Origin of the sequence: Sphingomonas sp. CFBP 13720 (assembly GCF_014842075.1) — a bacterium.
Taxonomy (GTDB): Bacteria; Pseudomonadota; Alphaproteobacteria; order Sphingomonadales; family Sphingomonadaceae; genus Sphingomonas.
On the sequence record NZ_JACYVA010000009.1, the window covers coordinates 1 to 12,753 of the forward strand.

General features: G+C 65.0%; 13 protein-coding genes and 1 riboswitch. Of the genes, 7 read left to right on the top strand and 6 right to left on the bottom strand.

Annotated features, from left to right (window positions below; genetic code table 11):
• Positions 1-327: 327 nt before the first annotated feature.
• Entirely contained in the window at positions 328-1,398 is a 1,071-nt protein-coding gene (locus tag IFT55_RS15025) for an AI-2E family transporter (protein WP_192093172.1), read from the top strand.
• Positions 1,399-1,441: 43 nt separating this feature from the next.
• On the opposite strand, the gene IFT55_RS15030 is transcribed toward IFT55_RS15025, so the two are convergent.
• The 4 genes from IFT55_RS15030 to crtY form a co-directional block, all read right to left on the bottom strand.
• The gene (locus IFT55_RS15030) at positions 1,442-2,377 is read right to left on the bottom strand and encodes a phytoene/squalene synthase family protein (protein ID WP_446740733.1); all 936 of its coding nucleotides are present in this window, start codon (positions 2,375-2,377) and stop codon (positions 1,442-1,444) included.
• The gene (locus IFT55_RS15035) at positions 2,377-2,958 is read right to left on the bottom strand and encodes an LOG family protein (protein ID WP_192093173.1); all 582 of its coding nucleotides are present in this window, start codon (positions 2,956-2,958) and stop codon (positions 2,377-2,379) included. Before IFT55_RS15035 ends, IFT55_RS15030 begins: the two co-directional genes overlap by 1 nt.
• A gap of 200 nt (positions 2,959-3,158) precedes the next feature.
• Positions 3,159-4,637, bottom strand: coding sequence for a phytoene desaturase (locus IFT55_RS15040; RefSeq protein ID WP_192093174.1), 1,479 nt, complete (start codon positions 4,635-4,637; stop codon positions 3,159-3,161).
• Positions 4,634-5,797: a lycopene beta-cyclase CrtY gene (crtY, locus tag IFT55_RS15045; protein ID WP_192093175.1), complete on the bottom strand. Its 1,164-nt coding sequence runs from the start codon at positions 5,795-5,797 to the stop codon at positions 4,634-4,636. The genes IFT55_RS15040 and crtY overlap by 4 nt, the downstream gene beginning before the upstream one ends.
• Positions 5,798-5,976: 179 nt before the next feature.
• Between crtY and IFT55_RS15050 the strand changes: the two genes are divergently transcribed.
• The 6 genes from IFT55_RS15050 (at position 5,977) to IFT55_RS15075 (ending at position 12,099) form a co-directional block, all read left to right on the top strand.
• On the top strand, positions 5,977-6,792 hold the full coding sequence (locus IFT55_RS15050) for a sterol desaturase family protein (RefSeq protein WP_192093285.1): 816 nt from the start codon (positions 5,977-5,979) through the stop codon (positions 6,790-6,792).
• A complete protein-coding gene (locus IFT55_RS15055; RefSeq protein WP_249403862.1) occupies positions 6,773-7,147 on the top strand; it encodes a DUF2141 domain-containing protein in 375 nt (124 codons plus the stop codon). Before IFT55_RS15050 ends, IFT55_RS15055 begins: the two co-directional genes overlap by 20 nt.
• Before the next feature lie 67 nt (positions 7,148-7,214).
• Complete coding sequence (locus IFT55_RS15060; RefSeq protein WP_249403863.1) at positions 7,215-8,084, top strand: MipA/OmpV family protein; 870 nt, start codon at positions 7,215-7,217, stop codon at positions 8,082-8,084.
• An 86-nt stretch (positions 8,085-8,170) separates the two neighbouring features.
• A complete protein-coding gene (gene dinB / locus IFT55_RS15065) occupies positions 8,171-9,241 on the top strand; it encodes a DNA polymerase IV (RefSeq protein WP_192093178.1) in 1,071 nt (356 codons plus the stop codon).
• A gap of 32 nt (positions 9,242-9,273) precedes the next feature.
• Positions 9,274-9,364, top strand: a riboswitch (TPP riboswitch).
• A 39-nt stretch (positions 9,365-9,403) separates the two neighbouring features.
• Entirely contained in the window at positions 9,404-11,299 is a 1,896-nt protein-coding gene (gene thiC / locus IFT55_RS15070; protein ID WP_192093179.1) for a phosphomethylpyrimidine synthase ThiC, read from the top strand.
• Between the two features lie 146 nt (positions 11,300-11,445).
• Positions 11,446-12,099 carry a hypothetical protein gene (locus IFT55_RS15075; RefSeq protein ID WP_192093180.1) on the top strand — a complete coding sequence of 218 codons (654 nt, stop codon included), beginning with the start codon at positions 11,446-11,448 and terminating at the stop codon, positions 12,097-12,099.
• Here IFT55_RS15075 and IFT55_RS15080 read toward each other — a convergent pair.
• Both IFT55_RS15080 and IFT55_RS15085 read right to left on the bottom strand, forming a co-directional pair.
• On the bottom strand, positions 12,093-12,359 hold the full coding sequence (locus IFT55_RS15080) for a Txe/YoeB family addiction module toxin (protein ID WP_192093181.1): 267 nt from the start codon (positions 12,357-12,359) through the stop codon (positions 12,093-12,095). The two genes, IFT55_RS15075 and IFT55_RS15080, sit on opposite strands and share 7 nt — an antisense overlap.
• Positions 12,356-12,610 (bottom strand): type II toxin-antitoxin system Phd/YefM family antitoxin, encoded by a 255-nt coding sequence (locus IFT55_RS15085; protein ID WP_192093182.1) that lies wholly within the window; start codon positions 12,608-12,610, stop codon positions 12,356-12,358. Before IFT55_RS15085 ends, IFT55_RS15080 begins: the two co-directional genes overlap by 4 nt.
• Positions 12,611-12,753 lie beyond the last annotated feature (143 nt).

Consider the following 12,753-nt stretch of genomic DNA (forward strand, 5'->3'; position numbering starts at 1 on the left):
CGTGAATCAGAAAACCGTCACCGTGTGAATCCCTGATGATTCAGCTCGGCTGAAAAACGCTCTAGCTAAATTAACTTGGAATGCACAAAGCGCACGCTGCCGGAACGGAAGCCTTGCGTTGTTTCCGCTGTTCATTCGGATGAACTGCACGTTTTCTGCCTGTGCCAAGTAGGGCGAGAGACATGGCGCGGCGCAAGCCGACGACCGGACTGTACGGCGGACATTCCACAAACGGATACTGATACGGTACATCGGTTGTGGATCGTTGCGTTGCCGACACGGAACGGCCGGTCGCTTCCCTCGTTGGGGCGAGGTATACGGGGGAACATGATGAACGGCGACGGACAACGGACACCGATCGGCTATGGCCGGTTCGCGGCGATGGTGGTGATCGTCATGGCGTTGGTCGGCGTGGCGTTCGTGCTCGTCGAACTGACGCGGCTGATGATGCTGGTGTTCGCGTCGGTCGTGTTCGCGGTGGTGTTCGACGCGATCGCGGTGCGGCTGCGGCGGTGGACCGGGATGCCACGCGGACTGGCAATCGTCGCCGCCGTCCTGCTGCTGCTCGGCGTCTTCTTCGGCGTGTTCACGATGTTCGGCGCGCAGCTCATCGCCGAATTCGATGAAATCCGCGACAAGTTTCCAGCGGCGCTGGGCGCGATCGAACAGCAGCTTGACCGCTGGGGGCTGGGCGAACCGGCACGCAACCTGATCCAGCAGGGCACGAGCGACCTGTCGACGCTGGCGTCGCGGGCGGGCGGATACGTCATTTCGGCGGGCAGCGGCCTGTCGGACGTCGTGCTGGTGCTCGTCGGCGCGATCTTCTTTGCTGCCGATCCGGCGGTGTACAAGCGTGGGGTGCTGTTGCTGATGCCCGCATCGGCGGAACCGACCGCGCGGGCGGCATTGTCGGACGTGACCGGTGGCCTGCGCGGCTGGATGCGGGGGCAGGGCGTGTCGATGGTGGTTGCCGCGGCGATGACCAGCCTCGGCCTGTGGCTGCTCGGCGTGCCGGCCTTTGCCGGGCTGGGACTGATCGCCGGGCTGCTCGATGTCATTCCGTTCGTGGGTCCGGTGATCGCGGCGATTCCGGCGGTGCTGCTCGCCTTCACCGTATCGCCGATGACCGCGCTGTGGACGGTCGCGATGTTCATCGTGATCCAGCAGATCCAGGGCAATTTCCTGCAACCGATGATCCAGAAACAGGCGGTCGACGTGCCGCCCGCGATCCTGTTGTTCGCGGTGCTGGCGTCGGGCACGCTGTTCGGCTTCCTCGGCGTCCTGCTTGCCGCGCCGGTCACGATCGTCGCCTATGTCCTCGTCCAGCGGATCTATGTGAAGACGCTGCTCGGCAAGGACATCAAGGTCGCCGGGCGCGAAGAGGGGGCGGCGGACTGACGGCGTAGCAACGCTCCCGGTTCCCGGCACTGGCCGGTGGCCGCTAGTCCCTCGGCCGGGTCCACAAGACCGGATCGCGCGGCACCACCGCCGGTCCCCTGGTCAGCCGGGCCTGCAGGAAACTCCGCCCGATCGCGACCAGCTTTTCGGCCTTCGACGTAGTCTGGCGCCGGTCCCATGCCCCGTCGCCGGCCGCCGCGACCTTGCGCGCGATGCCGCCATAGATATCCGCCGCCGCCAGCACCGCCCAGCGCGAACGCCATGGCAGCCGGGCCGCGCCGATCCGCGCGCTGTCCTCGTGCAGCCGCGCCCGCGCGGTCATCCGGCGGGCGAGCATCGTCAGTGCGGCGCGGTTCGCCGGGGCCATGATCGCGTCCTGCGCGATGCCGGTTTCCGCCAGCCAGTCGGTTGGCAGGTAACACCGCCCGGCCGCCGCATCCTCGCCCACGTCGCGCGCGATATTGGCAAGCTGGAACGCCAGCCCCAGATCGCAGGCGCGGTCCAGCGTGTCGGTATCGGCGGGATCGACGCCCATCACCACCGCCATCATCCCGCCGACCGCGCCCGCGACGTGATAACAATACTGATACAGATCCGCCTCGGTGCGCGGCCGCCAGTCGTCGGCGTCGAGCTGGAACCCGTCGATCACGTCGTAGACCAGCGCGTGCGGCAGGTTCGTTTCCGCCGCCACCACGCCAAGCGCATCGAACGACGCATCGCCCGTCGCCCGACCGGCCAGCGCCAGCGCGGTGCGTTCGCGGATCAGCGCCAGCCGGGCCGGGGCGTCGTCCACCCGCTGCATGCCGTGGCCCAGTTCCTGTCCGTCGGCCAGATCGTCGCACGCCCGGCACCATGCATAGAGCAGCCACGCCCGTTCGCGCGTCGCGGGATCGAACAACGTGCTCGCCGCCGCGAAACTCTTCGATCCGCGCGCGATCGTGTCGCGCGCTGCCGCGACCAGCGCGGGGCGATCCGCGATCAGAGGTCGGCGCTCGACATGCGGATGATCGGCACCGTCGGCTGGTACGCCGCCATCCGGTCGAGCAGCACGTCCAGCGTATCGGCGACGATCAGGATGTCGCGATGGACCGGACGCAGGAACCCGACCTCGCCCATTTTCGCCACGAACGCGATCAGGTGATCGTAATAGCCCGCCGTGTTGAGCAGCCCGACCGGTTTGGCGTGATAGCCAAGCTGCGCCCAGCTCATCGCTTCCCACAATTCGTCCATCGTGCCGGTCCCGCCGGGGATGGTGACGAACCCGTCGGACAGGTCGGTGAACGCCTGTTTACGCTGATGCATCGTATCGACGACGTGCAGTTCGGTCAGGCCCTTGTGCGCGACTTCCGCACCGACCAGCGCGGTCGGGATGACGCCGATCACCTCGCCGCCCGCCGCCAGCGCGCCATTGGCGACCGCGCCCATCAGCCCCAGCCGACCGCCGCCATAGACGACGCCGATTCCCCGCGTCGCCAGCGCATGGCCGACCGCTCGGGCGGAATCGATATAGACGGGATCGGCGGGGGTCGCGGACCCGCAATAGACGGCAAGGCGGTTCATGCGAGCGTCGGTAGGCGATGGGCGGGAGGACGACAAGCGCTTCCCGGTCGACCCCGGACCCGTTCGGTTCGAGCAGCTTCGAGCGCAGTCGAGAAGCGTCCGTCGAGAACGCTCAGCCAGCGGAATCCCGTTCTCGATACGCGCTCTCGACTACGCTCGATCGCTACTCGAACCGAACGGCGTGTGGGTGAGGGAAACCCTTACCCCTCGTCGCCCAACATTAGCCCCGCCGTCGCCTTAGCGCTTCCGACTACGCCCGGAATGCCTGCGCCCGGATGCGTTCCCGCCCCCACGACATACAGGTTCGGGATATGATCGTCGCGATTATGCGCCCGGAAATAGGCGCTCTGCGTCAGGATCGGCTCCAGCGAGAATGCCGATCCGTGATAGGCGTTCAGATCCTGCGTGAAGTCGCTCGGCATATAGCTGAACTTGGTCACGATCCGGTCGTGAATGTCGGGGATCAGCCGCCGCCCGACTTCGTCCAGAATACGCTTTTCTAGGATCGGGCCGATTTCGTCCCAGTTCACCGGGAACTTGCCGGTGTGGGGCACGGGGCACAGCGCATAGAAGGTGGAATGCCCCTCGGGCGCCATTGACGGATCGGTGACGGTCGGGTGGTGGAGATACAGCGAGAAATCCTCGCTCAGCACGCCATGGTCGTAGATGTCCGCGAGCAGCCCCTTATAGCGCGGGCCGAACAGGATCATGTGGTGCGGAATCCCCGGCCACGTGCCCTTCACGCCGAAATGGACGACGAACAGCGACGGCGAGAACCGCTTCTTTTCCAGCCGCTGCGCCGTGCGCTTCGCACTACGCGAACCGGACAGCAGGTCGCGATAGCTGTGGACCAGATCGGCATTGGTCGCGACCATGTCCGCACCGATCTTCACGCCGCTTTTGGTCGTCACGCCGGTCGCGCGGTCGCCCAGCGTATCGATGCTCGTCACCGGATCGCCCAGCATCATCGTACCGCCCAGCTTTTCGAACAGCCGCACCATGCCCGCCACCAGTTGATTGGTGCCGCCCATCGCGAACCACACGCCGCCGTCGCGCTCCAGCTTGTGGATCAGCGCATAGATGCTGCTGGTCTTCATCGGATCGCCGCCGACGAGCAGGGTGTGGAACGACAGTGCCTGGCGCAGCTTCTCGTTCTTCACGAACGACGACACGATCGAATAGACCGATCGCCACGCCTGATATTTCGCCAGCGCGGGCGCGGCCTTGATCATCGACGCGAAGTCGAGGAACGGCACATGGCCCAGCTTCACATAGCCTTCCTCATACACCCCTGCGGAATATTCGAGAAACTTGGCATAGCCCGCGATATCGCCGGGATCGAGCTTCGCGATCTCCGACCGCAACTGCGTATCGTCGTTGGTGTAATCGAAATTGGTGCCGTCGGGCCAGTTCAGCCGATAGAATGGCAGCACCGATTGCAGCGTCACGTCCTCGGCCATGTCGCGGCCGGTCAGCTGCCACAATTCCTGCAACGATTCGGGCGCGGTGATGACGGTGGGACCGGCATCGAACACGAACCCGTCGCGTTCCCAGTAATAGGCGCGGCCGCCGGGCTTGTCGCGGCCCTCGACCAAGGTCGTCTGTACCCCTGCCGATTGCAGGCGGATGGCCAGCGCGAGGCCGCCGAAACCTGCGCCGATGACGGCTGCCGTCTTCATGTCCGTTTCCCTGCCAATGCCCGCACCGCGCGCCCGATCGGCACCGGCGGTTTTCCGATAAGTACGCGCGCCTTGTCGATCATCGTCGAGCGCCCCGCATAAAAGCGCCCCACCAGCCCCGCGTCCAGCCGGTAGAAGCGTTCGAGCACGCGGTAGCGTTCCGCCGGTTCCGCCGCACGGAACAACATGGTCGCCAGCGTGCGAAAGAAACGGCGTTCACGCCACAATCGCGCGGCATGATCGTGCGTCAGCGTGTGCAGCGCGCCGCCCGACCAGTCGCCCGATTCCGCGACCAGCTGTGCCAGCCGCACCGCATCGGGCAGCGAATAGCCGGTCAACGGATGGAACAGCCCCGCGCGCATCCCGCCCTTCGCCACGCGATTGCCGCCCGAGCGCCAATATTCCTCGAAATCGCCGCCCATCGCCACCGGCAGCACGCCGGTCTCGGTGCGTCCGACCCGCGCCAGCCGCCATTTCTTCGACAGCGCATATTGCGTGATCCGCCCCGCCAGCACTTGCGTGTCCAGATCGGGGGTGTCGCTGTAATAGGTATCCTCGACGAACAGCGATGTGGCGGTGAAGGGCAGGGTATAGACGAAGCGATAGCCGTCGACCTGTTCGACCGTCGCGTCCATCACGATCGGGCGCTCGACATCGTGCAGCCCGCCGAGCTCCAGCTCCATGCCCATGAACTTCTGCCAGCCCAGATCGAGCAGCGACAGGTCGCCGGGGCCGCGACAGTCGATCACGCCCTGCGCCTCGACCCGGTCGCCATCGGCCAGCACCACGGCGGTCGGGCTGGTGCCCAGCACGCGCGCGCCGGTCATCAGCGCCTGTGCCGGCAACTGGTCGCGCAACACCGCGTCGATCCGTTCGGACGTGATCGAATAATAGGCGGTGTCGAGCGTGCGGGCGTGACCCGGAAACGCGATGTCATAGCCGCGCCAGCCATGCGCGATCAACGGCGCGACCAGCGCGCGGTTCGGATCGGTGACATCGCTGGCAAAGAACGACCACACATGGTTGCCGCCGAACGTCGCGTTTTCCTCGATCAGCCGGATCCGCGCATCGGGCCGCCGCCGCGCCGCCGCCAGCGCGATCAACGCGCCGGAAAGACCCCCGCCGACGATGGCGAGGTCGCAGTGATGAATGGTGGGCATGTCGCCCGACCTAGGGTGCGGACCGGTAAACGGCAATGGCTGTATTGGCCGGATTGGCGGGCGGGGCGGGAACGAAACGCCTTGCCGGACCGGCCGGATTTCCAACGGACCTCAAGGAGATGACGCGGCATGTCCGCGAACCGCTGGTCGGCGTCGCCACGAACCGCTACAGCGACGCGATGACCGTCGCGCTCGCCATATTGCTGTCCGCCGCCGCGATGACGTTGATCGTCGGGGTTCGTTACCTGCTGGCGTCGGCCGGGTTCGCCTTTGCCACCCGCGCGCGGCATCCCGGGCTGTATCGCGGGCTGGATGCACAGATCGCGAAGGAGATTCGCTGGTCGCTGCTATCGGCGGCGATCTATGGCATTCCGGCGGGCGTCGTCGCATGGGGGTGGCAGAATCGCGGCTGGACCGCGATCTATACTGACACCCATGATTGGCCCCTGTGGTATCTGCCGCTGTCGGTGCTGACCTATCTGGTCGCGCACGATACGTGGTTCTACTGGACGCATCGGTGGATGCATCAGCCGAAATGGTTCCGCATCGCGCATGCCGTCCACCATGCCAGCCGCCCGCCCACCGCATGGGCGGCGATGGCGTTTCACCCGATCGAGGCGCTGACCGGGGCTGTTGTAATTCCGGCACTGGTATTCGTTATTCCGATCCATACCGGCGCGCTGGCATTGGTGCTGACGATCATGACCGTTATGGGGGTCACCAACCATATGGGCTGGGAGATGTTTCCGCGTTTCCTGTGGGGGGGAAGGGTCGGCGGCTGGTTGATTACGGCCAGTCACCATCAACGCCATCATGAACGCTACGGGTGCAATTATGGGTTATATTTCCGGGTGTGGGACCGGCTTTGCGGCACCGACGGCGGGTTGGGCGACTTCGAAAAGGAACGCGCGCGGGCGGATCGTCGCGCGGCGCGCGCTGCTGTCCGTGGCGGCGATGGCGACGTTGCCGGGGGCCATGCCGACCGGCACGCTTGACGTCCGGCTGACCGACCTGCGCTCGACCAAGGGCATGATCCGGTTGTGCCTGACTGCCGATCCGAAGAATTTTCCCGGCTGCATCGACGATCGCAACGCCGTTACCCGCAATTTCCCGGCCGAGGATCGCGGCATCCGCATCGCCGGCATCGGGCGCGGCGATTATGCGGTGTCGGTGATCCATGACGAGAACAACAACGCGAAACTCGACACCTTTGCCGGAATACCCCGCGAAGGCTTTGGTTTCTCACGCAATCCTGCAATCGGTTTCGGCCCGCCCAAATTTTCGGCCGCCGAGTTCCCGCTAAAGGGTGATGCGACGATGCAACAGGTTCGAATTCGCTACCTGCTCTGACCGCAATCATGGACCGAACCGCGCCCAGCCACGTTACGCGGGTGCAACATTTTTCGGAGCCACGCCCTTGCGCGCCATTACCGCCGCCGTCCTGACCGCGACCTTCATCTTCGCCACCCCCGCGCTGGCGCAGGACGCGACTGGTTCCACCCCGCCGGCGGTCGACGCCAATGCCGACACCGGCGGCGACTTTGCCGTCGTCGGTCTGGGTGCTGCCGTCCTGCCCGATTACGAAGGATCGGACGACTATTCGTTCAGCCCCGTGCCGGCCGCAACCGGTCGCGTGTCGGGGTTCAACTTCCTGCTCGCCGGCAACCGGCTGAGCGTCGACCTCGTCCCCGATGGCATCGGGCCGACCTGGGATTTCCAGGCGGGTCCGATCGCGGTCCTCAACCTGAACCGCAGCAGCACCAAGGGCATCGACGACGCGCAGGTCCGCGCGCTGGGCAAGGTCGATACCGCGATCGAGTTGGGCGGCTATGTCGGCATCGGCAAGACCGGCGTCATCACGTCGCAGTTCGACCGGCTGTCGCTGTCGGTCAGCTATCGCAAGGACGTAGCCGGCGGGCACAAATCGACCGTCCTCGCCCCGACCGTCAACTATGTTACCCCGCTCAGCACCAAGGCGTTGGTAGGGCTGTTCGTATCGGGCGAACGCGTCGGCGAAGGCTATGCCGACAGCTATTTCTCGATCACCCCGGCGCAGTCGGTCGCCAGCGGCCTGCCCGTTTATAACGCGCGGGGCGGGTGGAAGAACTGGACCGTCGGCGCGCTGGCCGGCCGTTCGCTGACCGGCGATCTGACCGGCGGCCTGCAACTGTTTGGCACCGTCGTGTATCGCAAGCTGCTGAACGACTTCGCCGACAGCCCGATCGTGTCGCGCAATGGATCGACCAGCCAATGGCTCGGCGCGCTGGGCATCGCCTACAGCTTCTGATCCTTCGCCCCCTCTCCATTCGCGTGGAGAGGGGGCGACCGCCGCGCCGCATTGCTAGGCGCGCAAAACCGGCTCATAACAGGAACATGGCCGGCGAAGTCCGCAAGATCATCCATGTCGACATGGACGCCTTCTTCGCGTCGGTCGAACAACGGGATGCCCCCGAACTGCGCGGGCTGCCGGTCGCGGTCGGCGGGTCGAGCGGGCGGGGCGTCGTTGCCGCCGCGTCGTACGAGGCGCGGCGCTTCGGCGTGCGGTCAGCGATGCCGTCGGTCACCGCACTGCGCCGCTGTCCCGACCTCGTCTTCGTCCGTCCCCGGTTCGACGTGTACAAACAGGTCAGCCGCCAGATCCGCGCGATCTTCCTCGACTATACCGATCTGGTCGAACCGCTCTCGCTCGACGAAGCCTATCTGGATGTCACCGCCAACCGCCGCGCGCTGCCCAGTGCCACCGCGACCGCGCAGGAGATTCGCGACCGCATCCGTGCCGACACCGGCCTGACCGCGTCGGCGGGCATCAGCTACAACAAGTTCCTCGCCAAGCTGGCGTCCGACATGAACAAGCCGGATGGACAATGCGTCATCCCGGTCCGCGCCGGCCCCCGCGTCGTCGCCGCGCTGGAGGTGAAGCGCTTTCATGGCATCGGCCCCAAGACCGCCGAACGGATGGCCGCAATGGGCATCCACACCGGCGCGGACCTTGCCGGCTGGGATCTGCCCGCGCTGCAACGCATGTTCGGCAAGGCCGGGCGCTGGTATCACGCCATCGCCCGCGCAGAGGATCACCGCCCGGTCCAGCCCGACCGCCGCCGCAAATCCTCCGGTTCCGAAACCACCTTCGGTCAGGATCTGACCGACCGTGCGGCGGTGGAGGAGCGCGTGCTGGCGATGGCCGACGACGTGTGGGATTGGGTCGAACATGCCGGGCAGCCGGGGCGCACCGTCACGGTGAAGGCCAAATATGGCGACTTCCGCATCGTCACGCGCAGCCGCACGCTGGGGACGCCCGTCGCCGATCGCGCGACGCTGCACCGCGTCGCGCTGGCGCTGATCGCGACGCTGTTCCCGCTGCGCATGGGGTTGCGGCTGGTCGGCGTCACGCTGGCGGGGTTCGGCGAAGCATCGCCCGTGCACCCGCAACTCGATCTGCTTTGACGACCGCCTCCGCGCCGCGTACAACCCCGTCATCCCCGGGGGAGCGTTTCGTCACGCTTGAGAGGAAGGCCGCAGCCTTCGACCCGCTGAACCTGATCCGGCTGACACCGGCGTAGGGAGGGAGCGGCATCGCCCGTATCCCTCCGCATGGAGTGGAATATCATGGCAGACATCCCCGCACGTACCGAAATCGGCGTTACCACCGGCCCCATTCGCGGCAGCCGCAAGATCCATGTCGGTCCCCTGCGCGTCGCGATGCGCGCGATCGACCTCGATCCGTCGTGCGGCGAACCGCCGCTCAACGTGTACGACCCGTCCGGCCCCTATACCGATCCCGCCGCGCGGATCGACATCATGGCCGGCCTGCCGCAACTGCGCCGCGACTGGATCGTCGCGCGCGGCGACGTGGAAAGCTATGACGCGCGCCAGTTGCGGCCCGAGGATAACGGCCAGCTCGGCCCCGACCGGTCGGGCGGGGTCCAGCCCTTTCCCAACGTCGTCAAACGTCCGTTGCGCGCGAAGCCCGGCGCGAACGTCAGCCAGATGCACTATGCCCGTCGCGGCATCATCACGCCCGAAATGGAATATGTCGCGACCCGCGAAAATCTGGGGCGCGAGATGCTGCGCGACTATAAGCGCGACGGCGAAAGCTTCGGCGCGGCGATCCCCGATTACGTGACGCCCGAATTCGTCCGCGACGAAATCGCACGCGGCCGGGCGATCATTCCCAACAACATCAACCACCCCGAAACCGAACCGATGGCGATCGGTCGCAATTTCCTCGTCAAGATCAACGCGAACATCGGCAATTCGGCGGTCGCGTCGAACGTCGCCGCCGAAGTCGACAAGCTGGTCTGGTCGATCCGCTGGGGTGCCGACACGGTCATGGACCTGTCGACCGGGCGCAACATCCACGACACGCGCGAATGGATCCTGCGCAACTCGCCGGTGCCGATCGGCACGGTCCCGATCTATCAGGCGCTCGAAAAGGTCGGCGGCATCGCCGAGGAACTGACGTGGGAGATCTTCCGCGACACGCTGATCGAACAGGCCGAACAGGGGGTGGATTACTTCACCATCCATGCCGGCGTGCGTCTGCCCTACATCCCGATGACTGCAAAGCGCGTGACCGGCATCGTGTCGCGCGGCGGGTCGATCATGGCCAAATGGTGCCTGTCGCATCACCGCGAATCGTTCCTGTACGAACATTTCGACGAGATTACGGAGATCATGAAGGCGTATGACATCGCCTATTCGCTGGGCGACGGCCTGCGCCCCGGATCGATCGCCGACGCCAATGACGAAGCGCAGTTCAGCGAACTCTACACGCTGGGCGAACTGACCCACCGCGCATGGGCGCAGGACGTTCAGGTCATGATCGAAGGCCCAGGCCACGTGCCGATGCACAAGATCAAGGAGAACATGGAAAAGCAGCTCGAAGTCTGCGGCGAAGCCCCCTTCTATACACTGGGGCCGCTCACCACCGACATCGCGCCGGGCTATGACCATATCACCAGCGGCATCGGCGCGGCGATGATCGGATGGTACGGCACGGCGATGCTTTGCTACGTCACGCCCAAGGAGCATCTGGGCCTGCCCGACCGCGACGACGTGAAGGTCGGCGTGGTGACCTACAAGCTGGCCGCCCACGCCGCCGATCTGGCCAAGGGGCACCCGGCGGCCCAGATGCGCGACGACGCGCTGTCACGTTCGCGGTTCGAGTTCCGCTGGCGCGACCAGTTCAACCTGTCGCTCGATCCCGACACTGCGGAAAGCTACCACGACCAGACGCTTCCGGCCGAAGGGGCCAAGACCGCACATTTCTGTTCGATGTGCGGCCCCAAATTCTGCTCGATGAAGATCACGCAGGAAGTCCGCGACTTCGCCGCCAAGCAGAATGCACCGGCCGACACCTTCCTCGCCGTCGACAAGGCGGACGCGGGGCGGGCGGCGTTCGCGAACGGCCCGGCATCGGTCGCCGCTGCGGAGGCCGGCATGGCGGAGATGAGCGAGAAGTTCCGGGAGAAGGGCAGCGAGGTATATCTGCCGGCGGAGTGACACATGATATTTTCCGCTCTACCGAACCTGCTCCGTTTCGTTGAATAATAGATGAAGTCGGCCAGCCTATTCTGGTTGGTCGACTTCAAGGTGGGCTGGACGAGCTACGGATTCGGCTTATATTCCCCCGGCAGACGGGGGCTTGAATGGTATTACAGACAATCAGTTCAGGCGCGATGGCGCTTGTACAATTGTACGGCTTCGACACGGTCGGCGGGTTTGTTCTAAGCCATGTCGAAACCCTGAAGGCGTCCGAGAACGCGTTGGCAAATCGGTGTGGAGAAGTCCTTGATGCTGTCCATGCCGGTTTCGGCGTTGGTGGCGAGAGTTCACTCATCGTGATTGCACTGGGAAGAACCCTGCTTGGCGGCGGCCTTGCTCCTGCCGCGGGTGTTGCAACACTGACCAATCCGGTTACGCTGACCTGCGCAGCCATCGGCGCCATCCATTATGGTTGGAATGCGCTTAGCGAGAATGAGAAGGCGACTGTCCTAGACGCAGTCAGCAAAGCCTTCAGCGTTGGCAAGGAACTGGTGCGTTCGATCGCAGGGTTCGCATTGCGAACGATAAAAGATCTGCTCTCGAAAGAGAATCTTGCTGAGTTGCGGCGAGCGCTGTCCGATGGTGCTTCCGCGTTTGGCCAGCGATTGGGCGATATAACCCGAACCATTGCTGATCGGTCGCGGGATTTTTACGCATCAGGAAGCTTGGCGGTGGTCACTCTCACCGATACGATACCGGCAAGATTGCCCTTTCTGCGACGATCTTCGGCGTCAGTTGAAATTGAACCGCCTCAATAATGATACCGGCACTGCGCCACCTGCAATACCTGTTCAGCCCCACTCCCGGCGACCCGGTACACCAGTCGATGTTCCTGACTGATCCGCCGCGACCACCAGCCTGAAAGATTGCCCCCCAGCGGCTCCGGCTTGCCGGTGCCCTTGAACGGATGCCGTCGACATTCCTCAATCAGTGCGTTGAGTTTCGCGAACAACTTTGGGTCTGCGGTATGCAGGTCGAGATACTCACCCCATGACCGCGACGAAAACCTGACGTTCACGAACGGAAAAGCTCGTGCTCCTCGCCGCCGCCGGCTTCCAGCTCGGCGATGCTCTCCAGCAGCCGCGAGGCATTGGCCGGAGAGCGCAGCAGGTACAGCGTCTCCTCGATCGATGCCCAGTCGCTCGCCGAAATCAGGACAGCCGCTTCGCCGCGCTGACGGGTGATCGTGATCGGCGCGTGATCGGCGACAACCTTGTCGATCATCGCCTTCAGGTTTTCGCGCGCATCGGAATAGCTGACCGTTTCCATGCGACCGAATTGTCCAGTAATCTGGACAATGTCAATCATCCTGACGGATGCCCATCCGCCACACCGTCCCCCGAAAAGCGCCACCAGCCGCAAAACCGCTGTCCTACAGCCCCGCACCCATGATCCTTCCCCGGTCCATGGAC